The sequence below is a fragment of the Streptomonospora halophila genome, from assembly GCF_039542725.1.
GTDB lineage: Bacteria > Actinomycetota > Actinomycetes > Streptosporangiales > Streptosporangiaceae > Streptomonospora > Streptomonospora halophila.
The window spans coordinates 56552-80954 of sequence record NZ_BAABIK010000028.1; the positions used below are offsets into that span (position 1 = coordinate 56552).

Annotated in this window: 21 protein-coding genes; 11 read left to right on the plus strand and 10 right to left on the minus strand. The window is 73.6% G+C overall.

The annotated features are described in order from the left end of the window. Positions 1-339: 339 nt before the first annotated feature. Together rnhA and ABEA15_RS20605 are read right to left on the minus strand one after the other, a co-directional pair. Entirely contained in the window at positions 340-810 is a 471-nt protein-coding gene (gene rnhA / locus ABEA15_RS20600; RefSeq protein ID WP_344141799.1) for a ribonuclease HI, read from the minus strand. 45 nt (positions 811-855) lie between these two features. Then, positions 856-1695: a DUF817 domain-containing protein gene (locus ABEA15_RS20605; protein ID WP_344141801.1), complete on the minus strand. Its 840-nt coding sequence runs from the start codon at positions 1693-1695 to the stop codon at positions 856-858. A gap of 254 nt (positions 1696-1949) precedes the next feature. Here ABEA15_RS20605 and ABEA15_RS20610 point away from each other — a divergent pair, with 254 nt between their 5' ends. Beyond that, positions 1950-2996 (plus strand): sulfotransferase family protein, encoded by a 1047-nt coding sequence (locus ABEA15_RS20610; RefSeq protein ID WP_345558352.1) that lies wholly within the window; start codon positions 1950-1952, stop codon positions 2994-2996. Between the two features lie 49 nt (positions 2997-3045). Next, positions 3046-4176, plus strand: coding sequence for a winged helix DNA-binding domain-containing protein (locus ABEA15_RS20615; RefSeq protein ID WP_345558354.1), 1131 nt, complete (start codon positions 3046-3048; stop codon positions 4174-4176). A 24-nt stretch (positions 4177-4200) separates the two neighbouring features. Here ABEA15_RS20615 and ABEA15_RS20620 read toward each other — a convergent pair whose 3' ends face one another. After that, a complete protein-coding gene (locus ABEA15_RS20620) occupies positions 4201-5100 on the minus strand; it encodes a GAF and ANTAR domain-containing protein (RefSeq protein WP_345558356.1) in 900 nt (299 codons plus the stop codon). An 890-nt stretch (positions 5101-5990) separates the two neighbouring features. Here ABEA15_RS20620 and ABEA15_RS20625 point away from each other — a divergent pair. Next, entirely contained in the window at positions 5991-6515 is a 525-nt protein-coding gene (locus tag ABEA15_RS20625; protein ID WP_344141807.1) for a lytic polysaccharide monooxygenase auxiliary activity family 9 protein, read from the plus strand. A gap of 247 nt (positions 6516-6762) precedes the next feature. On the opposite strand, the gene ABEA15_RS20630 is transcribed toward ABEA15_RS20625, so the two are convergent. Both ABEA15_RS20630 and ABEA15_RS20635 read right to left on the minus strand, forming a co-directional pair. After that, positions 6763-7302: a DinB family protein gene (locus tag ABEA15_RS20630; RefSeq protein ID WP_425579421.1), complete on the minus strand. Its 540-nt coding sequence runs from the start codon at positions 7300-7302 to the stop codon at positions 6763-6765. A 168-nt stretch (positions 7303-7470) separates the two neighbouring features. After that, positions 7471-7854, minus strand: a complete 384-nt coding sequence (locus ABEA15_RS20635; protein WP_345558358.1) for a hypothetical protein — start codon at positions 7852-7854, stop codon at positions 7471-7473. A gap of 422 nt (positions 7855-8276) precedes the next feature. Between ABEA15_RS20635 and ABEA15_RS20640 the strand changes: the two genes are divergently transcribed. After that, a complete protein-coding gene (locus ABEA15_RS20640; RefSeq protein WP_345558360.1) occupies positions 8277-8441 on the plus strand; it encodes a hypothetical protein in 165 nt (54 codons plus the stop codon). A 527-nt stretch (positions 8442-8968) separates the two neighbouring features. Here ABEA15_RS20640 and ABEA15_RS20645 read toward each other — a convergent pair. Both ABEA15_RS20645 and ABEA15_RS20650 read right to left on the minus strand, forming a co-directional pair. Next, positions 8969-9718, minus strand: coding sequence for a L,D-transpeptidase family protein (locus tag ABEA15_RS20645; RefSeq protein WP_345558362.1), 750 nt, complete (start codon positions 9716-9718; stop codon positions 8969-8971). A gap of 197 nt (positions 9719-9915) precedes the next feature. Then, the gene (locus tag ABEA15_RS20650; protein WP_344141811.1) at positions 9916-10806 is read right to left on the minus strand and encodes an NAD(P)-dependent oxidoreductase; all 891 of its coding nucleotides are present in this window, start codon (positions 10804-10806) and stop codon (positions 9916-9918) included. 1134 nt (positions 10807-11940) lie between these two features. Here ABEA15_RS20650 and ABEA15_RS20655 point away from each other — a divergent pair. Next, on the plus strand, positions 11941-12066 hold the full coding sequence (locus ABEA15_RS20655) for a hypothetical protein (RefSeq protein ID WP_344141813.1): 126 nt from the start codon (positions 11941-11943) through the stop codon (positions 12064-12066). A gap of 31 nt (positions 12067-12097) precedes the next feature. On the opposite strand, the gene ABEA15_RS20660 is transcribed toward ABEA15_RS20655, so the two are convergent. Further along, positions 12098-12874 carry a bestrophin-like domain gene (locus ABEA15_RS20660; protein WP_344141815.1) on the minus strand — a complete coding sequence of 259 codons (777 nt, stop codon included), beginning with the start codon at positions 12872-12874 and terminating at the stop codon, positions 12098-12100. 647 nt (positions 12875-13521) lie between these two features. On the opposite strand from ABEA15_RS20660, the gene ABEA15_RS20665 reads away from it, so the two are divergent. From ABEA15_RS20665 to ABEA15_RS20690, 6 genes are all read left to right on the plus strand, one after another. Next, entirely contained in the window at positions 13522-14532 is a 1011-nt protein-coding gene (locus ABEA15_RS20665; RefSeq protein ID WP_425579422.1) for a LacI family DNA-binding transcriptional regulator, read from the plus strand. Positions 14533-14683: 151 nt separating this feature from the next. After that, positions 14684-15925, plus strand: a complete 1242-nt coding sequence (locus ABEA15_RS20670; RefSeq protein WP_345558367.1) for an ABC transporter substrate-binding protein — start codon at positions 14684-14686, stop codon at positions 15923-15925. Next, positions 15925-16815 carry a carbohydrate ABC transporter permease gene (locus tag ABEA15_RS20675; RefSeq protein WP_344141818.1) on the plus strand — a complete coding sequence of 297 codons (891 nt, stop codon included), beginning with the start codon at positions 15925-15927 and terminating at the stop codon, positions 16813-16815. The genes ABEA15_RS20670 and ABEA15_RS20675 overlap by 1 nt, the downstream gene beginning before the upstream one ends. A gap of 2 nt (positions 16816-16817) precedes the next feature. Further along, entirely contained in the window at positions 16818-17645 is an 828-nt protein-coding gene (locus ABEA15_RS20680) for a carbohydrate ABC transporter permease (protein WP_345558369.1), read from the plus strand. A gap of 161 nt (positions 17646-17806) precedes the next feature. After that, the gene (locus ABEA15_RS20685; RefSeq protein WP_345558371.1) at positions 17807-19783 is read left to right on the plus strand and encodes a glycoside hydrolase family 31 protein; all 1977 of its coding nucleotides are present in this window, start codon (positions 17807-17809) and stop codon (positions 19781-19783) included. 514 nt (positions 19784-20297) lie between these two features. Beyond that, on the plus strand, positions 20298-23063 hold the full coding sequence (locus tag ABEA15_RS20690) for a glycoside hydrolase family 3 protein (protein ID WP_425579423.1): 2766 nt from the start codon (positions 20298-20300) through the stop codon (positions 23061-23063). On the opposite strand, the gene ABEA15_RS25685 is transcribed toward ABEA15_RS20690, so the two are convergent. Together ABEA15_RS25685 and ABEA15_RS20695 are read right to left on the minus strand one after the other, a co-directional pair. Next, positions 23060-23596: an MmyB family transcriptional regulator gene (locus ABEA15_RS25685; RefSeq protein ID WP_425579424.1), complete on the minus strand. Its 537-nt coding sequence runs from the start codon at positions 23594-23596 to the stop codon at positions 23060-23062. The two genes, ABEA15_RS20690 and ABEA15_RS25685, sit on opposite strands and share 4 nt — an antisense overlap. 39 nt (positions 23597-23635) lie before the next feature. After that, a complete protein-coding gene (locus tag ABEA15_RS20695) occupies positions 23636-24199 on the minus strand; it encodes a dihydrofolate reductase family protein (protein ID WP_345558375.1) in 564 nt (187 codons plus the stop codon). Positions 24200-24403: the final 204 nt, after the last annotated feature.

The window sequence follows — 24403 nt, forward strand, 5'->3', positions numbered from 1 at the left end:
CGCGCCGCCGCCGATTCCTGCCCGACGCCCCCGGCGATCGCCGGAGCCCGGGCCTCGGCGGCCACCGCGACCGAGAGCGGCGCGCGCAGCGCGCGCGGCGGTGCGGCGTTGCGCCGGTTGCCCAGGCGGGGGCGGCGGTGCGGCGATCGGTTTCGCTCGGAGCGGCCCCTCGCCGCGGCTTCCGGGGGCGGCGGGTCCGGGTGGCCCCGGGCGGGCTCCCGTCCGCGCTTCGGCGCGGACGCCGAGTCCCGGCGGCGCCCGGCAACGGCGGGTTCCGCGCCCGAGTCGCCGCCGCGGCCGGCGGCGGGGCGCAGCCGCTCCGCGGTACCGGAGGCGCCTTCAGCCCCCGCGCGCCTCGTCCCTGCCGCGGCAGGCCAGCGCGTCGGCGCGCTCGTTGCCGCTGTCCCCGCTGTGCCCGCGCACCCAGTTCCACCGGACCTCGTGCCGTTGGGCGGCGGCGTCCAGGCGCTGCCACAGGTCGGCGTTCTTCACCGGCTTCTTCCCGCTGGTCATCCAGCCCGAGCGCTTCCAGCCGCGGATCCAGGAGGTGATGCCGTTGCGCACGTAGGTGCTGTCGGTGTGCAGGCTCACCGCCAGCGGCCGCTTCAGCGCCTCGAGCGCCATGATGGCCGCCATGAGCTCCATGCGGTTGTTGGTCGTCCGGGTCTCACAGCCGTAGAGCTCCTTGGAGTGCTCTCCGTAGTGGAGCACCACGCCCCAACCGCCCGGCCCCGGGTTTCCGGCGCAGGCCCCGTCTGTGTAGATCAGCACCGACCGCTGCGCCGCGGCCTGCTCTCCGCTCGTTCCCACGCCGGGCAATCTACCGCGCCGGCCCGGCAGCGGGGACCGCGGCGCTCACCGGGGCGGCACGGCGCGTTCGCGGCCGGCGTACTTCCAGGTGGCGACGATCACGCAGGCCACCGTGACCAGCAGCGCCCAGGCCCCGAACTTGGCCGGGTGCACCAGGCGCCACACGTCGGCCTGGTGGGGGTACTCCCAGGCCCCCAGGAACGTCGCGATGTTCTCTGCCACCCACAGGAAGAAGCCGATCAGCACGAACGACAGCGCGAGCGGCATCCGGTAGCGCACCGCGCCCACGGTGAAGCGCACCATCACCCCCCAGGTGGCGGCGACCATGGCGGCGGCGAGCACCACGCGCACGTCGGGAAGCCAGTAGTGGGTCAGGAAGTTGGTGTAGATCGCGGCGGCGACCAGCGCCGTGGCGACCCGGCGGTAGCCGGCGAACTCCAGGTCCAGCCGCCGCCAGGCCTGGCAAACGTAGCTGCCCACGGCGGCGTAGAGGAACCCGCTGTACAGCGGCACACCGCCGATCTTGGTCAGCGCCTCCTCCGGGTAGCTCCACGACCCCATGTGCACCTTGACCAACTCGAACACCAGCCCCACAACGTGGAACCCGGCGACTGCGAGTGCCTCGGACCCGGTCTCCAGGCGGGTCGCCCAGAACACCGCGGTCAGCGCGATGCCGTAGAGCAGCAGTGCGTCGTAGCGGGCGATGGGCAGCGGCACGACCGACGAGAGCGCCAGTCCCGCGAACAGGCACACCGCGAACAGGCAGGAGAGCGCCTCCTGCCAGGCGAAGCGCAGCACCTGGGACGGCCGCAGCCAGTCGGCGCGGGTGGCGGGCCGGGCCGCCGCGCCGGCCACCTGCGCCTGTGGTCCTGTGTCCGCGACCATGGGGTTCCCCTCTTTCTCGCCGCCGCTCCGACCGGCGGCCCTGTGAGCCGGCAAGCATGCCAGACGGTGCTCCCGCACCGCAGCGGCACCCCCGCCGCCGCGGGATGCCGCCACCGTCGATTCGGCGCCGACACCGCCGATCCGGTGTTTCGGGCCCGAGGCTCGGCGGCCGATAGTCTGTCTTGATCACCGGCCCGCCGGGCCGATCCCGCATTCCGCATCCTGATTTCACAACGATGGGCGGTGGCTCACCTGTGGACGGCTGGCCCTCCCCCGCCGAGCGCCCGATCTTCGTCATCGGCTGCCCCCGGTCGGGCACGACCCTCCTGCAGCTGATGCTGCACGCGCACCCGCGCCTCGCGATCCCGCCGGAGACCCGGTTCATGCTGGACGTCTACCGCCGCCGCGCCGAGTTCGGCGACCTGAAGGACGGCGCGAACCGCCGCAGACTCGCCGAGGCGGTCACGGGCCCGCGCAACACCCGCTACCGCGACCTGAAGCTGGACCGCGACGAGACGGTGGCCGCCATCGTCGACGGCCCGCCGACCGTCGGTTCGGCGCTGGGCACCGTGCTGCGCCAGTACGCGCGCCGCTTCGGCAAGGAGCGCTGGGGCGACAAGCGGCCGGGCTACTACCAGGCGGTCGACGAGCTGCGGCGGATGTTCCCGCACGCGCAGTTCGTCCACCTGATCCGCGACGGGCGCGACTGCGTCGGCTCGCTCAAGCAGATGCCCTGGTACAAGCAGACCAGCTACCACGCGATCTCGACGTGGGCCGAGGCGATCGACTACGGCCGCACCGCCGTCCGCCGCCTGGGGCCCGACACCTTCCACCAGCTGCGCTACGAGGACCTCGTCGCCGACCCGGCGCGCGAGCTGTCGGCGCTGTGCGACTTCCTCGGCGAGGAGTTCGACCCCGCGATGTGCGAGCCGCGCCGCGTGGCCAAGAGCGCGGTGCCCAAGTTCAAGACCTGGCACAGCAACACCAGCCGCGACGTCAACGCCTCCAGCTCCGGATCCTGGCAGGACCGGCTGGACCCGTGGGAGGCGGCGCTGGCCGAGGCCGTTCTCGGCAGGCGGCTGCGCGAGAACGGCTACGAGCTGTCGGGGGCTCCCCGGCCCTCGGCGGGCGACCTCGCGCGCTACGCGCGGGTGAGCACGAAGCGGCGGCTCGCCCGCCGCAAGCGCCTCTGGCTCGACCGGGCGCGGCGGCTGCGCGAGGCCGACTCCGACGTCGCCATCGTCACCGCCGAGTCCGGCTCCGCCGCCTCCAGCGAGCACACCGCCGAGTCCGACGGCTGAGGGTCCGCGCGGGCGGGCGGGTGTCGGCGTCGGTCCGTATCCTGCTGCCATGAGCGAACCCGCGGTGCTCGGCCGCCGCAGCCTGAACCGGGCCACGCTGGAGCGCCAGCTCCTGCTGCGCCGCTCGGCGATGCCGCCCGAACAGGCCCTCTCGCACCTGGTGGGCCTCCAGGCACAGACCCCCCACACCTGGTACACGGGCCTGTGGGCGCGCTTGGCCGACTACGCGCCCGAGCCCACCTCCGAGCTGCTGGGCTCGGGGGCGATCGTGCGGATACCGGTCATGCGCTCCACGATCCACCTGCTGACCGCCGACGACGCGGTGCGCCTGCGCCCGCTGATGGAGCCCGTCCACGAGCGGATGTTCCGATCGGCCTTCGGGCGCAGGGTCGCCGGCCTCGATGCGGCCGAGGTGGAGAAGGCGGCCCGCGCGGTGCTGCAGGAGGGTCCGCTGACCTTCAGCGAGCTCGGCGCCCGGCTGGCCGCGCACGGCCGCTCCGCGGGCTGGGGCGAGCGCGATCCGCAGGCACTCGCGCAGTGGGGCCGGACACTCGTACCGCTCGTGCAGGTACCCCCGCGCGGGCAGTGGGGCCGCAGCGGGCAGGCGGCGCATGCGCCCGCCGAGGCCTGGCTGGGCCGTCCGCTTCCCGAGCCCTTCAGCCTTGAGCACCTGGTCCTGCGCTACCTCGCGGCGTTCGGCCCCGCCTCGGTGCTCGACGTCCAGAAGTGGTGCGGGCTGACCCGCCTGGGCGAGGTCGTCGACGAGCTGCGCCCGCGGTTGAGGGTGTTCCGCTCCGAGGACGGGCGGGAGCTGTTCGACCTGCCGGACGCGCCGCGGCCCGACGCCGAAACCCCCGCACCGGTGCGCTTCCTCTACGACTTCGACAACCTGCGCTGGTCCTACGCCGACTTGGACCGCCTCGTCACCGTGGACCTGCGCGAACACGGCTTCACCGCCGCGAACGGCCTCGATCCCGGCCTGGTCCTGCTCGACGGGTTCGCCGCCGGCGGCTGGCGCATCAACGTACGGCGGCGCACCGCGGTCCTGCACGTGCGGCCTTTCCGGCGCCTCAGCGGCGCCGACGAGGCCGCGATGCGGGCGGAGGCCGAGGCGCTGCTGGAGTTCTACGCGCCCGCGGCGGCCGAGCGCGCGGTCGAGGTGGGGCCGCCGTCCGGATGACCCGGATTCGGGTGCTCGGTGCGGTCAGTTGCCGCCGGGGAAGCTGCCGGTGTGCACGAGCTCGTCGGCGAGCACGCTCAGCTTCACGTTGAGGTTCTGAGACGCCTTGGCCAGCAGGCTGAACGCCTGGCGGTCGGTGACCTTGTAGCGCTCCACCAGGATGCCGGTGGCCTCGCCGATGCGCTGGCGGGTGCGGATGGCGCGCTGGAGGTTGTGCTGGGTCTGCACGTTGGCCAGCGCCACCGCGGCGTGGGCGGCGAGGATCTGCCCGATCTCATAGGCGTCGACGCCGAAGACCCGGGGCTGGGAGGAGTAGAGGTTCAGGCCGCCGAGGATGTCGTCGTGGGTGAACAGCTGGAACGAGCACATGCTCTCGACACCCAGCGGTGCCGCCTCGGCGGTGAACTTGGGCCAGCGGGTCTCTTCGGCGACGGACTCGACGGCGAACACCTCGCGCACCCAGATCGCCTCGATGCACGGGCCCTCGCCGGTGCGGTACTGGATCGCGTCGACCTGCTCGACGACGGGGTCGGTCGCGCCGTAGGTGCTGATGTTCTTCCGCTTCTCCACCACGGAGACGCCGGCGAACTCGCAGCCGTCGACCTCGGAGACCGCCAGGGCGGTGATCTCCTCCAGGGTCGACTGCACCGTCTCGTGCTGGAGCAGATCCCGCGCGAACTCGGCGAAGGCCCTCGCGACGTCCTGGCCCTCCCGGCCGGGGGCGGCCGCGGCCGCTGCCGCGGCGACCGTTTCGGCTTCCACCGAATCGGCCGCGGCCCCGTCGACGGCGTCGGCTGCGGCCTCCTCGACGGCGTCGGCTGCGGCCTCCTCGACGGCGTCGGCTGCGGCCCCCTCGACGGCGTCGGCTGCGGCCCCCTCGATGGGGTCGGCCGCGACGCTCTCAGCGCCGTCCGGATCGATCATGCTTGCCACCTGTCCTCCCATCCCCCGTCGCCGCCGAGCGGACGCTCCTGCCGCGGTGCCCGCCGGGCGGTGCCGGCCGAGCCATCCCCCGGCGTCTCCCTCCGGCACTGCCCAGCGCGATCCGAGGCAATGCGGCGCAGGGGTCGCGTCCGGTCGCGTGTGTTCGCGGACTGCAGCGCCATGGCGGCGGGCGGGTCGGCGAAGCCGCCGGGTGCCGGAGCACTCCGGCCACCGAGCGGTGGGCGGCACCGCTGTCTGCGGGCCTGTCCGTTCCTGTCTACCGTGTCGCCGACCCGGAAGAAAGGGTAACGGGGTGGTTACATCATTCTTACCTCAGTGGCAGGCCCTCGACTCGACAGCACGATGAGGCGGGCCGTGTCCGCGGTCTAGACCAGCAGGCGCACCGCTGCGGCGACGGTGCTGGTTGGACGCCGGAACCGGAATTGCGACCGGACGAGACCGGTCGGCGCCGAGTGGGCGGAAATCGGCGCCCGCAGGCGGCCAATTCGGTGAAATCACCTGGTGCGTCCGCGCCTTGACGGGCTGTGGCACTGCATTTAGCGTCAGGACCACTCGGTGGACATGAATTCTCCGAGGGGCCGGGTCGGCGGCCTCCGGAATTCACGGACGGCGCCGTTCGCCACCGAGTGCGGAAATTCCGCACGTCGTGGAATGCGCGCCTGCGCAGCCGAGGGGGACCGGCTCTTCCCGCGGCGGCGGCGCCCGTTCCCGCGGTCACCGGTACCCCCGGCCGGGCGCCGGACCGCGCGGAGGACCGCATCGGGTCCTCCCGCCCCGACTACCCCGCTACGGCGGCGCCCCGCCCGATCCGATGCACGGCCGCCAAGCCGGCCGCAACGGGGCGGCGCCTCCCGACACGAAGGACTTCCATGAACCTGAAGAAGGCCAGCTTCTCGACCGCGGCCGTCGCGGCCGCCACCCCGCTGCTGTTCGCGCTGCTGCCCGCGGGCGTCGCCAGCGCGCACGGCTACGTCTCCTCGCCGCCCAGCCGCCAGGCCCAGTGCGCGGCGGGGACCGTCGACTGCGGCCAGATCAAGTGGGAGCCGCAGAGCGTCGAGGGCCCCAAGGGCCTGACCAGCTGCAGCGGCGGCAACGGCCGATTCGCCGAGCTCGACGACGACAGCAAGGGGTGGGAGGTCACGCCGGTCGGCAACAGCCTCGACTTCACCTGGTCGCTGACCGCCCAGCACTCCACCGCGACGTGGCAGTACTTCATCGGCGACGACATGGTGGCCTCCTTCAACGACGGCGGAGCGCAGCCGCCGGCCACCGTCACCCACCACGTGGACCTGAGCGGCTACAGCGGCCAGCAGAAGATCCTGGCCGTGTGGAACGTCGCCGACACCGCCAACGCGTTCTACTCCTGCGTCGACGTCAACGTCGGCGCCGCCTGACCGGAACCGCCGCAGCGACGCGGCCCGCCCGGCGGACCCACGGTCCGCGGGCGGGCCGCCCGCGGCCGGGTAAAAAAAACCCCGGCGGCGAATTCCCCGCGCCGGACTCCCGGTTCGCCCCCGTCCTGGAAATCACGCGACGATTCCGCTCCGCCGTCCGGATTCCGAAGGGCGAACAGCTCCCCCTGTCGGCATTCCCAATCCTTTGCGACCGGTTTTCCACGCCCCTGACCGGGAGATTCGCGACTCACATTCCAGTACTTCCGTCCAACCGTTCCCGCAGCAGATCGGCGTGCCCGTTGTGCCGGGCGTATTCGGCGATCATGTGCACCAGGACGGCGCGCAGGGAGACGGGGGTCCCGGTACGCCTGCGGATCCCGGTGCGCTCCAGCGGCGCCGCCGCGACGATCCGGCGGGAGGCGTCGACCTCGTCCCGCCACTCGGCCAGCGCATCGGCCGGGTCGCCGCCGGTGCCGTGGAAGTCGAGGTCGGGATCGTCGTCGCTGTAGTGAAGCAGCGGGACGTCCTCGCCGGCGAACTGGATGCGGAACCACCAGCGCTCGACGCCCGCCAGATGGCGCACCAGCCCGTGCAGCGACAGCTCCGACGGCGGCACGGCGCGTTCGGACATCCGCTCGGGACCCAGACCCGCGCACTTGAGCTCCAAGGTGCGGCGGTGCCAGTCGAGGAACGCCGTGAGCGTCTCGCGCTCGCCGCCCGTTCCGAGGGGCTCGGTACGCGGGTCGCCGGCCAGGCGCGGCGCGTAGGACTGGGGGTCGTCGGCCACTGCGGACTCCTCACACTCGGCTCCGCCGCGCGGCTGCGGCGACGGAGGTCGAGGGAGAGCCTGGCACGCTCCGGTGACGGGCGCAGGGCGGCGGCGGCCGCGCCGCCGGGAAGCGCGTCCGGGTCGGGCGCAGCGGGGCCGCACCCGGCCCGGACGCGGGTCCGCGGGTCAGCAGACGTTGCGGCCGCTGTTGACGAATGTGTTGTTTCGGACAGTGATGTCTTCGCCGCAGGGGTTCTCGTTGATCGCAGAGTCGGTGACCGTGAGGTTCTGCAGCGTGATGTCGCGCGAGACGGGGAACTCGTCGCGGGAGGCGATGCGGATGTCGCCCGGCCCGGAGACCGACCCCGACTCGGCGGCGATCGTGACGTTGTAGCAGTTCTCCAGCAGCATCGCGTTGCTGCCGGTGCCGGCGATGTCGACCCGGTCGACCACGGCGCCGCCGCTCTCGGACACGCAGAACAGGCCGCGTCCGCCGCCGCGGGCGATGACCTCCTCCACGTGGATGTTCGTCGGGTAGGAGTCGCCGATGCGGCCGTTGCGGTTGGCCATGCGGAAGGCCGCGTATCCGGTGCCGGTGCCGGTTCCCTCGCCGTCGACGGTGCCGACCTCGGCGTTGGTGGTGTCGTTGAGCAGCAGCCCGGAGTAGGCGGTGTCGCGGGCGACGACGGTGCCGATGTCGAGCCCGTCGACTCCGTAGGTCTCGACACCGTGGTTGTCGGTGCCCGAGACGTAGACGTCGTCGATGGTGACGTTGCGGGTGGGCTCGCTGCGGTCGCCGTGGTTGTCGATGCGGATACCGAGCCCGCCGGAGAGCCGCAGGTCGATCCGGCCGAGGTGGATGTTCTCGCCGTTGCGGACGAAGATCCCCGAAGTAGGGGGCGCCGGTGACGCTGAGGTGCGGGACCGCGACGTCGTGGACGCCGCGGGCGCGCACGACCGCGTTGTCGCCCCTCGGGGCGCCGGTCACGTCGATGGTGCCGCAGACCTCCAGGGAGGTGTGGCTGGGCAGGTCCAGGGACTCGCCGGCGCCCATCGAGCCGGAGCCGCGCACGACGACGCTCTCCGTCGAGTTCCGGCCGGACGTCAGGCTGCCGACGGCGGCGCGCATCGCCTCCAGCATGTCGCCGCCGGTGTAAACCGTTTCATCGCCGTTGCGGGAGGTCCAGGTGCCGCCGCTGAGGACCGACTCGGCTTCGTGGGAGCCGTCGCCGCAGGCGGCCTTGGCCGCCGGGGAGTCCGCGGCGGCGGTCTGGGCTTCGGCGCCCGCCGGCTGTCCGTCGTGCGCCTGCGCGGCGCCCGCGCCTCCGGCGATCAGGGCGGGGCTGCGGCTGCCGGCGGCTGCGCCGGATCGTGCGCTGGGGAGTCCCATCGTTCACTCCTGTCACTGGGGGAAATGAGAAGCAGTGCCACTGCGGGACCGCTTGGTAAGCGCTTACCGGTGTCGTGAGTATGGCAACGGACACACAGGGTGGCAACCCGTCTTCGCGCAGTCGCCGAGGCCCGCGCGGGGCGACCTGCGGCGAAGGAGAGAAAACGATTCAGGCGAACCGGAGGGCCGGGCACCGCGGGTCCGCGGGAGCCCGCCCGGGGGTTCCCGGCGGGCTCCCGCGGAGAGGGGAGGGGCGGAGCGGGCCCCGGGACAGCGGGGCCGGGCCGGGGACGGTCAGCGCACGAGGACCGGCGTGCCGTTGGTGACGTGGCCGTCGGCCCACAGCCAGTCCATGGCGGGCAGGCTCACCCGCACGCAACCGTGGGAGGCCGGGTAGGGCGGCACCGAGGAGTAGCCGTGCACGGCGATGCCGCCGTTGAAGTACGCGGGTCGGTACAGCGATCCGAGCGGGCCGTCGTCCCAGCCGTCGACGCGGCGGAAGACCCCGTACTCGCCGGCGGGCGTCACCGCGACCTTGGTCTGCCCCTGCGACGTGTAGGTCTCGCCCGATCCCGTGGAGGTGTTCAGCACGTGCCGCACCTCGCCGTCGCGGACGACCAGCAGCAGCTGGCGGTCCAGGTCGACTTCGAGGACCTCGCCCGAGGTGCTGTCCGCCTCGGGGACCGCGCCCTCGGCGAGCGCCGCCCGGGTGTCAGGGCCCACCACGCCGTCGCGGGCGATCCCCGCCGCCTTCTGGACGGCGAAGACCGCCTGGCTGGTGCGGACGTCGTACTCGCCGTCGACCGGCCCCAGCCAGTAGCCCAGCTCCTTCAGCCGCTGCTCGACCTCGCGCACCGCTGGTCCGGAGTCGCCCAGGCTGAGCAGCGGCTTCCCGGCCTGCTGGGAGTCGGCCGCCGGAGGCGCCGTGGAGGGGACCGCCGCATGCGCCGTCGCGGTCCACCCGCCCGCGGCCACGGCCGCGAAGGCCAGGCAGGCCGCGATTCTTGTGCAGTGGACACGGATGCCCGACTTGTGTGCGTCCATGGGCGCCTTTTACCCGCCCCCGACCCTGCCATGACGCTGAGAACACCTCTCGGCACTCAGAGCACCCGGGGCCGGCGACGCCCGTGCCGGCCCGCGCGCGGCTTTCCTCGTGCTCAACCGCGTACCGCGGTCGCAAACCCGGTTTCCGCGGCCGGATCAGGCCACGCGGCGCGCTCACCGGGCGGGGGCGCCGTCGGCTACTCCGGCGGGAAGGCGGCGAAGTAGCCCGCCGCCATGTCCTCGTCGCCGTGGCCGGACTCCGCGGCGCGGAGCAGCCGGTTCTCCGACGCGGCGGCGAGGTCCGCGCGCAGGCCCGCGTTCTCGGCCGCTTCGCGGACCAGTCGGGCGTCCTTGGCCGCGTTGGCGACCGAGAAGCTGGGCGTGTAGTCGCCGGCGAGCACGGCCTCGGCCTTGGCGTGCAGGTAGCCGTTGTCCAGCGGGCCGCCCGAGACCAGGTCGAGGAAGGCGCGCGGGTCCACTCCCAGTCCCTCGGCGAGTGCGACCGCCTCTCCCGTGGCCGAGTTCAGCGCCAGTACCCAACTGTTGACGACCAGCTTCAGCCGGCTCGCGTGGCCGACCCGGCCCGCCTCCACGGTGCGCGAACCGACGGCGTCGAACACGGGCGCGGCGCGGCGGCGCGCCCGCTCCGGGCCCGCGGCCAGGACCGTGAGCGCCCCCTGCTCGGCGGGTGCGCGGGTGCCCAGCACCGGTGCGTCGAGGAATTCCAGCTCCAGCTTCGCGGCCTGCGCGGCCAGGCGGTCGGTGGCCGCCGTGCCGACGGTCGTGGTCTGCGCCCAGACCGCGCCCCGGGGCGGCGCGAGACCCGACATCACGGACTCGACCGCGTCGCCGTCGGTGAGCATCGTGACGATCACGTCGGCGTCGGCGACGGCTTCGTCCGGACTGCCGGCGACGGTGCAGCCGTGCTCCGCCAGCGGCCGGGCCTTGGCTGCGGTGCGGTTCCACACCCGCACCGCCAGGCCCGCGGCCGCGATGTTGCGCGCCATGGGCGCGCCCATGATCCCGGTGCCCAGCACGGCGACGCGGGGGTTCTCGGTCGGGGGTGTCGAAGACTCGGTTGCGTCCATGGGAGCGTGCTACCCGCGCGCGGGCCCGGCATCCCGCGAGGACGGGCCCCGGCACACACGCACGGACCGCACGGCTCGCACGGCCGGACCTGGCCCCCCGGTCCGGCGCCGAGGCGATCCGTCCGCGTGCCGGTCCCGCCGCCCGGGCGGAGACGGGTATCGGACCGGCGCGGACGGACCTGTGGAACACCGGACCGCGGACCCCGACTTCATCCGGTTCCGGTTCGGCGTGAACCGCACTAACGAGAAGCCGGATCATCGAGGCACGGCCGGGCGGAAGTGGGCGCCGCACGCGCGGACCGCCGACGCCCTCTCACTCTGTGTTACAAGAAGGACGACCAGCCGATCCCTGATCCCGCCCGAGTCGCCCGGAGGAGTCCCCCGCCCATGGACCGAGGACGCACCGGAACCGGCCGCACGCGGTTGTGCGCGTGGGCGCTGGCCGCCTTCGCGGCCGAGTACACGCTCTGTGGCGGGACCGCCCACGCCGCGGGGCCGCCGGCGGACGGTTCCGTCCCCGACGACCCCCCGGCCCCTCCCGCTGCCGAGTCGCCGCAGGGCCGGACGGGCGGCGGGGAGCCTCCCGTCTCGGACACCCCCGCGGAGGCGCCGGCCGCGCCCGGACCGCAGGGGCCGCCGGAGCCGCTCGGCGCACCGCACCGCCCCGGACCGCCGGATGCGCCCGGCGCCCCGCAGCCTCCCGCGCCCGCTCCGGTTGCCCCCTCCGGGCCGTGGGGGCGGCCTGTGGTGCCCGAGTGCCCCGACATGCCGGGGCCGCCGTACTGGACGGACTGGCCGGGCCCGGTGGACTGCGCGGAGGAGCCTCCGCCGCCGGAGCCCACCGTGCCTCCCGCGCTGCCCGAGCCGTCCGGCGCCGCGCCGTCGCCCGCTCCGCCGGGGCCCGCCGATCCCCGGGTCCCGCCCGAAGCGCGGCGGTCCCCCGAGCCCGGCGGCGACCCGTGCTCCGAGCCGGCGGACGCCCGGCCGACGGACGCCGCTCCCCCGGAGCCCGCTTCGGAGCCCGCACCGGCGGCCGCGCGCTCGGCCGCCGCCCGGCCGCCGCGCTCGGCCGCGCCGCCTGACCTCGCTGAGCCGTCGCCCCCTCAGCCGCACCGTTCCGAGGAGGCCCTTCCGGTGGGGGCGCCGCTGTTCGAGTCGGGGGAGGGCAGCGGGCCCGGTGGGTTCGAACCGATGCACATCATGGTCTTCGCCGTGCTGATCGCCGTGACGGGCGCCGTGGGTTCCTCCGCCCGCCGCTGACCCCGGGCCCGGGGAAAGCGCGCGCGGTAGCTCAAGCCCCCGCCGACGCCGCGTCAACACGGCCGAACTCCACCAGGGTGTCCTCGAAGGCCCCCGAGTCGGTCGCCAGCACGCCCGAGTAGGGGTTGTCCAGCAGGAGCAGCAGCACGAGGGTCGCTCCCACGAACCCCAGGTTCACCAGGGCCCAGAAGAGCCGGGACCGCGACCGCCGGACCTGCATGCAGAAGGGCAGTACCGCCACCACCAGGCCGCTCACGGCGGCGGCCAGGGTCACGAAGCGGGGGATGGTGTCGGCGGCGGAGTCGGCCCGCTTCACGCGTGCCTCGACGAGCTCGGTGACGTTCTGCCGGGCATGCATGTTCTGCAAGGCCGCGGCGGGCTCGTCGCCCGGAACCTCGTCGACGCTGACGCGCAGCCGGTCCAGCGCGTCCGAGGCGCTCTCGGACAGCTCGCGGCGCTCCCGCATCGCCGGCCAGTCCTCGCGGACGACGGCGCGGACGTAGCCGCGCACGTCGGCACGCACCCGGGCGCCGTGCTCATCGGGGAAGGCAGCGGTGTTCCAGTACAGCGCGGTGGCGTAGCCGGCCTCCTCGACGGCGTCCTCCGCCGCGCCGTGGTTGTTCTCCCAGCCGATGACCAGGCCCATCGCCAGGGCGATGAGGTAGAGGGACAGCACGCACGGCGCGATGAGGGTGCCGATGGGCCCGTCGGAGTCGTCGCGGGAGACGGCGAACTTCCGCGCCACCACGATCCCCGCGATCAGGAGCAGGGCGAGGACGGCGAAGACCACGATGAGGCTGACGGTCATGGTTCTCCTACGAGGGCTGCCGGGGGTCGGGAAGGGCGGCGCGCGGCCGGGGGCGGCGCGGCTCGCTCGCGATTGTCCACGTCGGGCCGGATGCCGGCGGAACGGCGGAACCGCGCGCCCCCTTCCGCGATCCGCGATCCGGACACCGTCCGGCCCTCGTTTTCCGCGCGCTCGAACGGCGGTACCTTGCGGAACACGATCGGAGTTTCGGTTCGCGGGCACATGCGGACGCGCGGCCGCCCGCTCCACCCGCTGGCAGGCCCTGCTCGTCCCGGAGTCCGGCGGACGCGACCTGGCCACCAGGTCCGCCCCGCATACGCCGCCGATCCCCGCATCTCCGTTCACAGCCGACCAGTCGCCGCGATTCACCGCATTTCGCGGCCATGACACGGACGCGGACTCAACGGAGAACCGGTCGGCGCGCAAGGGCGGCGGCTCCCGCCCGCGAACCACGTGCGCTGTTCGCCGGAATCCGCCCTTCCGGCACCGCGGCCGCCGACGGAGACGCGCGGCGGTCCCCCTCCGCCCACCACGGCCGGGCCGGGGTGTCCGGGCCGGCGCACCGGCGGGCAGCGCCCCCATTGCACGCCACGTGTGATGCGCGTAACATCCGCTTGGTCGAAGCGGTTCGACTCAAGGAGGCAGGCGTGCGCATATCCGACGTCGCCCGGCATGCCGGGGTGTCGCCCAGCACCGTCTCCTACGTGCTCAGCGGCAAGCGGTCGATCTCCCCGGCCACCCGCCGGAGGGTGCTGGAGAGCATCGACGTCCTCGGCTACCAGCCGCACGCCGGCGCCCGCGCCCTGGCCAGCAACCGCTCGAACGTGATCGCCCTGGTGGTTCCGCTGCGCCCGGGCATCCACGTGCCGGTGGCCATGCAGTTCGCGGTCTCGGTGGTCACCAGCGCCCGCGACCGCGAGCACGACGTCCTGCTGCTCACCCAGGCCGAGGGCGAGAGCGGGCTGCGCCGCGTCGCCGGAACGTCGATGGTCGACGGCATCATCGTCATGGATGTCGAGGTCGACGACGCCCGCATCCCCACCCTGCGCTCGCTGTCCCACCCTTCCGTACTCATCGGTGTTCCCGCCGACACCGAGGGCCTGACCTGCGTCGACCTCGACTTCGAAGCCGCCGGGCGCGCGTGTGTGGCACACCTCGCCGCGCTGGGCCACCGCGAGATCGCGCTGGTCGGCCAGCCCCCCTCGGTCTACGAGCGCCGCACCGGCTTCGCCGAGCGCACGGTCGCCGGCTTCCGGGCCGAGGCGCACGAGCGCGGCGTCGAGACCACCGTGGTGCCCTGCGACGCCGCACCGGCCGCGGTGGCCGCCTCCGTCACCGGGCTGCTGGACGAGCGCCCCGGTGTCACGGGACTCGTCGTGCACAACGAGCCGGCCGTGGGGCCGCTGCTCGACGCCGTGCGCGGCCTGGGCCGCGAGGTCCCCGCCGACCTGTCCGTCGTGGCCATCGCGCCCGACGACATCGCAACCGAGACCTCGCCGCCGCTGACCTCGGTGAGCCTGCCCGCCGAAGAGGTGGGCGGGCGCGCCGTCTCCCTGCTCATGGACAAGCTCGACGACTTCGGGCCCCCGGAAGTGACGCTGCTTCCGCCGCGCCTCGTGCCGCGGGCGAGCGCCGCCGCTCGACCCGCCCTGCCCTGAACCTTCCCCTACCCCGTTCCCCCCTTCGCACCAGGCCTTCCGTCCCCGCCCCCACCGGCTGTCGGCCGCCCGTGCGCGGCCGCACCGTCCCCGTTCTCGTTCCCGTCCGTCAGCGCAATCGAAGCGCTTCGACACACGCAAGGAGCGCCCCATGCCATCAGCACCGACCGGCCGCCGCCCGCACCTCCTGCGCGGCTCCTGCGCCGTGGCCGCCGCCGGCCTGCTCACCCTGACCTCGGCCTGCGCGGGCGGAGGAGGCGAAGAGGAGGTCACCTCGCTCACCGCAATGGACTACAACCTCGCCGAACCGCAGAACGGCACCACCCAGAAGATGCTCGACGAGTGCGGCCGGCAGGCCGGGGTCGAGATCAAGCGCGACGCCCAGCCCCGCGACCAGCTCATGCCGCGGCTGCTGCAGAGCGCCTCGCAGCAGAAGCTGCCCGACCTGATGCTCCTGGACAATCCCAACCTCCCCCAGATGGCGGCCACGGGCGCGCTGCTGCCGCTCGACGAGGCGGGTTTCGACACCGACGGCTACTACCCCAGCGTGCTGGAGGTCGGCACGCACCAGGACACCCTCTACGGCATCGCCCCCGGCGTGAACGGACTCGCGCTGTTCACCAACACCGCCATGCTCGACGAGGCCGGCGTCGAGCCGCCGCGGACCTGGAAGGAGCTGCGCGACACCGCCGGCGAGCTCACCCGGGGCGAGACCAAGGGCCTCGCGTTCTCGGCCATCGGGCACGAGGAGGGCACCTGGACCTTCGAGCCGTTCCTGTGGAGCAACGGGGCGACACTCACCGAACTGGACTCGCCTGAGGCGGTCGAGGCGCTGGAGCTGTGGTCGGACCTGGTCGAGGAGGGCTCGGTCTCGCAGTCGGCGGTCAACTGGTCGCAGGCCGACGTCAACGACCAGTTCCTCGGCGAGCGCGCCGCCATGATGATCAACGGCTCCTGGCAGCTCCCGGTGCTCGACGAGGAGGGCGCCGAGTACGACGTCGTCCCGCTGCCCGTGCCCGAGGCGGGCGCGGCCCCCGCCACTCCCATGGGCGGCGAGGTCTGGGCCGTCGCGCGCAACGGCGGTGAGCGCGAGAAGAAGTCCGTCGAGGTGCTGCAGTGCCTGCTCAGCGACGAGAACATGCGCGAGTGGGCCGAGCTGAACGCCTACGTGCCCGCCAAGGAGGAGGCGGCCCGCCAGCTCGCCGAGGACGACCCGCAGATGGCGCCGTTCGTGGAGTCGGTGCCCACCGCCCGCTCGCGCACCGCCCGGCTGGGCGAGGACTATCCCGATGTCTCCGCCGCCATCGCCGACGCCGTGCAGGAGGCGCTGGCCGGATCGGGCTCGGCCGAGGACGCGCTGGCCAAGGCGCAGAAGTCGGTCCCGGAGTCCTGATGCTCGCCCGGGTCGGCTTCCTCGCGCCCATCGTCTGCTACCTGGCCGTCTTCTTCGGCTACCCGCTGGCCGCCAACTTCACCATGGCGCTGCGGGAGTACTCCGCCGCGTCGTTCTACACCGGCGAGGCCCCGTTCGTCGGCCTCGCGAACTACGCGGCGGTGCTGAGCGACCCGGTCTTCGGCACGGCGATGGCCAACACCGCCGTGTTCACCGCCGCCTCGCTGGCGTTCCAGTTCGGCATCGGGCTGGCGCTGGCGGTGTTCTTCCAGCGGCACTTCCCGCTGAACGGGGTCCTGCGCTCGCTGCTGCTGATCCCGTGGCTGCTGCCGCTGGTCGTCTCGGGAACGGTGTGGCGCTGGATCTTCGACCAGGAGTACGGGGTGCTGAACCAGACCCTGCTGGGCCTGGGGGTGATCGACTCCGCGGTGCCCTGGCTGTCGAGCACGGCGATGGCGCTGCCGTCGGTGACGGTCGCCAACATCTGGGTCGGCATCCCGTTCAACATGGTCATCCTCTACGGCGGGCTGCAGGGCATCCCCACTCAGCTGTACGAGGCGGCGGCCCTGGACGGCGCCGGGCCGTGGCAGCGCTTCCGGCACGTCACCTGGCCGCTGCTGCGCCCGGTGAGCGCGGTGGTGCTGATGCTCGGGCTCGTCTACACGCTGAAGGTCTTCGACGTGATCATGGTCCTCACCCAGGGCGGTCCGGCCAACGCCACCCAGACCCTGACGACCTGGTCCTACTCGCTGTCCTTCGGCGAGCTGGACTTCGGCCTCGGCGCGGCCGTGGGCAACCTGCTGATCCTCATCGCGCTGGTGTTCGCCGTGTTCTACCTGCGCGGGCTGCGCACGAGCGGAGCGGCGCCGGGGACGAAGGGAGGGAGGTAGCCGTGGCCGTACACAGGAGGGTGCGCACCGCCTTCACCACCGTCGCGGCGCTGGTGATCGTCGGGGGGCTGCTGTTCCCGCTGTACTGGATGGTCAACGCCTCGTTCCAGCCGGCCACCGGCCTGCTGGAGACCCCGCCGCGCTGGTTCCCGGTCGGCGGGACGCTGGACGGCTACCGCCAGGCCGTCGAGAGCCAGGGGCGCCCGCTGCTGAACAGCATGATCGTGGCGGCGGGCACCGTGGCGCTGACCCTGGCGCTGTCGGTGCCGGCGGCCTACGCGCTGAGCCGGTTCCGCGTGCGCGGGGCCGGCGTGCTGCTGTTCGCGCTGCTGCTGGTGCAGATGGTGCCCGGCATCGTGATGGCCAACTCGCTGTACGCGGTGATGAACCAGACCGGTCTGCTGAGCACCTACGCGGCGCTGATCCTGGCCGACTCGACGGTCGCGGTGCCCTTCGCCGTGCTGATCCTGCGGGCGTTCATGGCCACCATCCCCGCCGAGCTGGGCGAGGCGGCCATGGTCGACGGCGCCGGGCACGGGCGCGTGCTGTGGTCGGTGGTGCTGCCCGTGAGCCGCAACGCGATGATCACCGCGGCCCTGTTCGCGTTCCTGTTCGCCTGGGCGGACTTCCTGTTCGCGGTGACGCTGAACGCCGACGACTCCGTCATGCCGGTGACGGTCGGCATCTACCGCTTCATCGGCGCCCACACCGCCGACTGGAACGGGGTCATGGCGACCGGCGTGATCGCCTCGGTGCCCGCTGCGGTCCTGCTCGTCGTCGCCCAGCGCTACGTCGCCGCCGGGGTCACCGGCGGCGCCCTCAAGGACTGACAACCGCCCGCTGTGCCGCGCCGGCAGCCCGCTCCTGCGGCACCGGCGCGGCACAGCCCGACCCGCGACCCCGAATCGGCCCATCCACCGCCGCCCCGCCGCGGGAGCCGGGGCGACTCCCGCCGGACGCGACCGCGCCGGCTGAGCAGGAAGGACTACGCGTGCTGCACGAGATCGACGGCGGCATCGAATGGCACGGCGGCCACCAGGTCGTGCGCGTCGAACCCTGGGGCGCCGACAGCGTCCGGGTGCGGGCCGGGCTCCACCGGCTGCGCTGGGACATCCCCGGCGCCCTGGGCGAGCGCCCCGGCACCGACGCCAAGACCGGCATCGAGGGCGGCACCGCCCGGCTGGCCAACGGCGAGATCACCGCCGAGGTCGGCGACGACGGGATGCTGCGGTTCCTGCGCACCTCGTCGCAGGGCGAGCTGCTCGCCGAGCAGCGGGCGCACTTCTGGTGGCCGGGGCCGCGCGCCTACACCTCCACCGGCAACGGCTACTACCGAATCGAGCAGCGCTTCGCCGCCTACGAGGGCGAGCGGGTCTTCGGGCTCGGCCAGCACACCCACGGCCTGTTCGACCAGAAGGGCGCGGTCGTCGACCTCGTGCAGCGCAACGCCGAGGTGTCCATCCCGTTCCTGGTCTCATCGCGCGGCTACGGGCTGCTGTGGAACAGCCCCGCGGTGGGCCGGGTCGAACTGGCGGGCAACGGCACCCGCTGGGTCTCCGACAGCGCCCGCCAGATCGACTACTGGGTCACCGCCGGACCCGACCCGGCGTCGGTCATGGCCAACTACGCCGACGCGACCGGGCACGCGCCGATGCTGCCGGAGTGGGCGTCGGGGTTCTGGCAGTGCCGGCTGCGCTACCGGACCCAGGACGAGCTGATGGAGGTGGCGCGCGAGCACCGAAGGCGCGGGCTACCGCTGGCGGTGATCGTCGCCGACTTCTTCCACTGGACCCATCTGGGCGACTGGCGGTTCGACCCGCTGGAGTGGCCCGACCCCGCGGGCATGGTCCGCGAGCTGCGGGAGATGGGCACCGAGCTGATGGTGTCGGTGTGGCCCTCGGTCAGCCCCCTGTCGGAGAACTTCGCCGAGATGCAGCGTCGCGGGCTCCTGGTCGCCACCGAGCAGGGGCCGCCCGTGCACGCCGACTGGGCCGACAAGGGCGTCGAGGGCAAGGTGCAGGTCTCGTTCTACGACGCCACCAACCCCGAGGCGCGCGCGTTCGTCTGGGACAAGGTGCGGCGCAACTACCTCGACCTGGGGGTGCGGGTCTGGTGGCTGGACGGGTGCGAACCCGAGATCAAGCCCGGCCACCAGCACAATCTGCACTACAGCGCCGGGCCGGGCGACGAGGTGGCCAACATCTATCCGGCCGAGCACGCGCGCGGGTTCTACGAGGGGATGCGCGCGGCCGGGGAGGCCGAAGTGGTGACGCTGTGCCGCTCGGCGTGGGCGGGCAGCCAGCGCTACGGCGCCGCGCTGTGGTCGGGCGACATCCCCGCGACGTTCGCGTCGCTGCGCACGCAGATCCGCGCGGGGCTGAACGTGGCGATGTCGGGCATCCCGTGGTGGACCACCGACATCGGCGGGTTCCACGGCGGCGACCAGGACTCGCCGGAGTACCGGGAACTGCTGGTGCGCTGGTTCCAGTACGGGGTGTTCTGCCCGCTGCTGCGACTGCACGGGTTCCGCGAGCCCTTCGTCGACCGCCTGCATCCGCAGATGACGGGCGGCCCGAACGAGGTGTGGTCCTACGGCGAGGAGGTCTACGAGCGCCTGCGCGACCTGCTGTTCCTGCGCGAGCGGCTGCGGCCCTACGTCATGGAGCGGATGCGCGCCGCCCACGAGACCGGCATGCCGCCGATGCGCCCGCTGTTCGTGGACTTCCCAGCCGACGAGCGCGCCTGGGACGTCGGCGACGCGTTCATGTTCGGCCCCGACCTGCTGGTGGCGCCGGTGGCCGAGTACGGGGCGCGCGAACGCGAGGTGTACCTGCCGGAAGGCACGCGCTGGCGCGACCCCTACAGCGGTGACGTGCTCCCCGGGGGCGCCGTGGCGCGCCTGCCCGCTCCACTGGAGCGCGCGCCGGTGCTGGTGCGCGAGGGCGCCTCGGTGCCCGTGGCCGGCTGACCCCTGATCCCGCGGCCGACCGCTTCGGCGGTGGGCCGAACGGGGCGCGCGGCCGCCGACCTCCTCCGGCGGCCGCGCGCACGACACTCGGGCCGACCGAGCGCGGACCGCGCGCCGGACGCCTACCGCGCCGCGCACGACCCGCCCGGATCCGCCCGGACCCGCAGGACCCGAGAAGAACGGCGCACCGAACGACGCCGGAACCACCACGACCGGAACCACGACGAAGCGAGGTAGCACGGTGAAACCGAGCATCCCCCCGCCGCCCCCGACCTCAGCTCCACCTCCCCCGCCCGCGTCGGCCGCGCCACGGGCGGCCGCGGCACGCGCGGCCGCGACCGTGCGCCGCGCGCTCCGCCGCACGGCCGCGGCGGCTTTGGCGGCCGTCCTCGCGGCGGGCGCGGCCGCGTCCCCCGCCTCGGCCGACGACCTGCCCTTCCGCGATCCCGACCTGCCCGTCGGCGAGCGGGTCGCCGACCTGCTCGGGCGGCTGACCCGCGACGAGAAGATCGCGATGCTGCACCAGTACCAGCCGGCCGTCCCGCGGCTGGACATCGCCGAGTTCCGCACCGGCACCGAGGCGCTGCACGGCGTCGCGTGGCTGGGCGAGGCCACCGTGTTCCCGCAGTCGGTAGGTCTGGGCGCCACGTGGGACACCGACCTGGTGAAACGCGTCGGCGACGCGACCGGCACCGAGATGCGCGGGTTCCACGCCCAGGACCCCGCGGCGCACGGGCTCAACGTGTGGGCGCCGGTGGCCGACCCCCTGCGCGATCCCCGCTGGGGGCGAAACGAGGAGGGCTACTCCGAGGACCCCGCCCTCGTCGGCGCGATGGCCACCGCCTACACCGGCGGGCTGCGCGGCGGCGACGACTTCTACCTGAAGACGGCGCCGACGCTGAAGCACTTCGCCGGCTACAACATCGAGGAGAAGCGCGACCGCATATCGGTCACCGTCCCGCCGCGGGCGCTGCACGAATACGTGTACCCGGCGTTCCGCCCGGCCGTCGAGGCCGGCAACGCCACCGGCGTGATGGCCGCCTACAACATGATCAACGGCCGGCCCGCGCACGTATCGCCGCTGCTGGAGGACGTGCGCTCCTGGTCCGACACCCCGACCATGATCGTCAGCGACGCCTACGGCCCCTCCAACGTGGCCGGCAGCCAGGACTACTACGAGACCCACGCGCAGTCGCACGCGGCGATGCTGAAGGCGGGAATCGACAGCTACACCGACCAGGGCACCGACTCCTCGCTGACGGTCGACGCGGTGGGCTCGGCCCTGGAGCAGGGGCTGATCACCGAGGCCGACATCGACCGCGCGGTGGGCCGCAGCCTGTCGGTGCGGTTCCGGTTGGGCGAGTTCGACCCGGACGCGCGCAACCCCTATGACGACATCACCGCGGAGGTCATCGACTCCCCCGAGCACCGCGAGCTCACGCGCGAGGCGGCCACCGAGCAGATGACGCTGCTGAAGAACGACGGCGCGCTGCCGCTGGACCCCGAGCGCGACAAAGATGTGGCGGTGGTCGGGCCGCTGTCCGACACGCTGTACGAGGACTGGTACAGCGGCACGATGCCCTACGAGGTCACCCCGGCGGGCGGGATCGCCGACCGGCTCGGGGACGCCGGCTCGGTCGCCACCGCCGAGGGCGCCGACCGGGTCCGGCTGACCACGCCCGACGGGGACGCGGTGACGGCCTCCTCCGCCGACGGCGGCGGCGTGCTGCGCGTGGACGGCTCCGGAGGCGAGGAGGGCGCCGATGCCCAGGCGATCAGCGTGTTCGAGTGGGGCGAAGGAGTGGTGACCCTGCGCACCGAGGCCAACGGCAGGGTCGTGGGCCTGGGCGAGGGCAACCGGCTGTACAACGACCAGGAGCAGCCCAACGGGTGGTTCGTCCAGCAGCTGTTCCGCTTCGAGGAGGTCGGCGAGGGCCGGGTCGCGCTCAAGTACGACGGCTACGACGAGTGGAACCGGAAGTACGTGTCGATCGGCGAGGACGGCGCGCTCACCGTCGACGCGGACACCCCCGAGCAGGCCGCGCACTTCGAGCTGGAGACGCTGTCCAGCGGCACCGACGAGGCGGTGCGCACGGCCTCCGGCGCCGACGCCGCGGTGGTCGTGGTGGGCAACATGCCCTTCATCAACGCGCGCGAGACCGACGACCGCGAGGACATCGCCCTGCCGAAGGCGCAGCGGGAGCTGGTCCGCGCGGTCACCGAGGCCAACCCGAACACCGTCGTCGTGCTGGAGTCCAGCTACCCGCAGGCCGTGCCGTGGGCTCAGCGGAACGCGCCGGCGGTGCTGTGGACGTCCCACGCCGGGCAGGAGACCGGGAACGCGCTGGCGTCGGTCCTCTTCGGCGACGCCAACCCGGCGGGCCGGCTGCCCCAGACCTGGTACCGGTCGGTCGACGACCTGCCGGACATGAGCAACTACGACGTCATCGACTCGGGGCACACCTACCAGTACTTCCGGGGCGATCCGCTGTACGCGTTCGGGCACGGGCTCTCCTACACCGACTTCGAGTACGGCAAGCCCGACCTGGACCACCGGCGCGTCGGCGAGGACGGCACCGTGACGGTGCGGGTCCCGGTCACCAACACCGGCGACCGCGACGGAGACGAGGTGGTGCAGCTCTACACCAGCCAGAACCGCTCGCGGGTGGAGCAGCCGGTCAAGGAGCTGCGCGACTTCGAGCGGGTGCACGTCGAGGCGGGCGAGACGGTCACCGTCCGGCTGGAGATCTACGCGGCCGACCTGGCGTTCTGGGACGTCACCAGCGGGTCGATGGTCGTGGAGCGGGCGAGCCACGACGTGCTGGTCGGCTCGTCGTCGGCGGACATCCGGCGCACGGCCCGCATCAAGGTCGACGGCGAGCGCATCCCGCCCCGCGACCTGACCGGCCGGATCCGCGCGGCCGACTTCGACGGCTACTCCGCCGGCGCCGAGCTGGTCGACGAGTCCAAGGCGAAGGGCACCGCCGTCGCGGGCTCCGCGGGCGACTGGATCTCCTTCGAGGATGCGGACCTGCGCCGCCTGGCGTCCTTCACCGCCCGGACCGCCCGGGCCCAGGAGGGCGCGGCGGGCGTCGAGGTCCGCCTGGGCTCCCCGGACGGCCGCCTGCTGGGCACCGCCGAGGTGCCCAGCACCGGCGACAAGTACACCTACACCGAGGTCGCAGCCGATCTGGAACGGGTCGGCGGCAAGCACCGCGACGTGTACCTGGTGTTCACCGCAGACCTGCGCCTGAGCACGTTCTCCCTGGACAAACCCTAGAGACCCCGCCACCCCACCCACGCCGGGCCCCTCAGCCAGGGGCCCGGCCCGCGCGTCCGGGGTCCGGGCACCCCTGGCGCCCGGAGCGCCTCAGCCGAGCCTCGCAACCGCCGGTGGTGCCGGGGAGGCCGCGGAGAGGGTGCGGCGGAGTCCGGTCCGGTCCTCGCTGCCGGGGCGTGCTGTGAGGGCGACGATCTTCGCTCCAGGTCGCCGTCGGTCTGCACGCCGCATACCACGAGGACGGGGTCGGCGTCCGGGTGGTCGACGGTCTTGCGGTCCTCGCGATGGGCGGCGACCGCCCCCTGCGCCCACGGGCGGGCGAACAGCGCGTTGCGCGTGCACCTCACCGACAAGCTCGGCCGGCCTCCTTTCGCGGGGAAGCGTCCGGTGGCCCGCCGCAGGTCGGAGACGACGGCGGCGGCCTCGCCGTCCCGGTCCCGCACCGGCCGCTGGGACCGGTCCGGGCCCGCGGAGTCGACCGTGAAACGGCCGCGGACGAGGAGTTCGCCGGCTTCCGACGGCGGTCGCGTGATGGGGCGGGTGAGGGGGCGGAGCGGGCGGGGCTTCCGGGGTCAGGGGTTGCGGACGTCGTAGTGCAAGAAGACCGTGCCGTTGGCGAAGCGGCGCTCGTCGCGCAGGGTGAGGTCGAGGCGGACCCCGTCCGGGAGGGCGCGGTTGCCTCCGCCCACCACCGCGGGGACGAGGAACAGGTGGCACGCGTCGACCAGCCCCGCCCGAAACGCCTGGGCGGCCAGCGCGGGGCCCGAGATAGCGAGGTCGCTGCCGGACTCCGCCTTGAGCCGGCCGACGTCCTCGGGGTCGAAGCGCCGCTCGATCCGCGTCCTGGCGGTCACGGGCGCGTCGAGGGTGCTGGAGTAGACGACCTTGTCGGTTGCCTGCCAGATGCCCGCGAACTCGCGCATCTCCGGCGACTGCGCGGACAGGGAGGGATCGGTCTCCCAGCCCGTCATCATGTCGTACATGCGGCGGCCGTAGAGGTAGGTGCCGACCGGGCGCTCCAGGTCGTTCACGAACGCGTGCACCTCGGCGTCGGGCACCGCCCAGTCGAAGTTGCCCTCGGTGTCGGCGATGTAGCCGTCCAGGGACACGAGCATCGAGTAGATCAGATCGGCCACGGCGCCCTCCTCGGTCGGCCACCGCCGCGGGCGCGCGGCGGCGGTGCGGGGTTGTGCCGCGAGCCTACGGGGCGGTACCGACGAACGGGCTCAGACACGCGCCGACCGCGGTGCACCGGCGCCGCCGCCCGGCATCGACCGTCCCGCGCCGGCCCGGACCGGGGCGCGCAGGGCGCTCGCACGCCGCCGGCCGTGCCGGCGCCG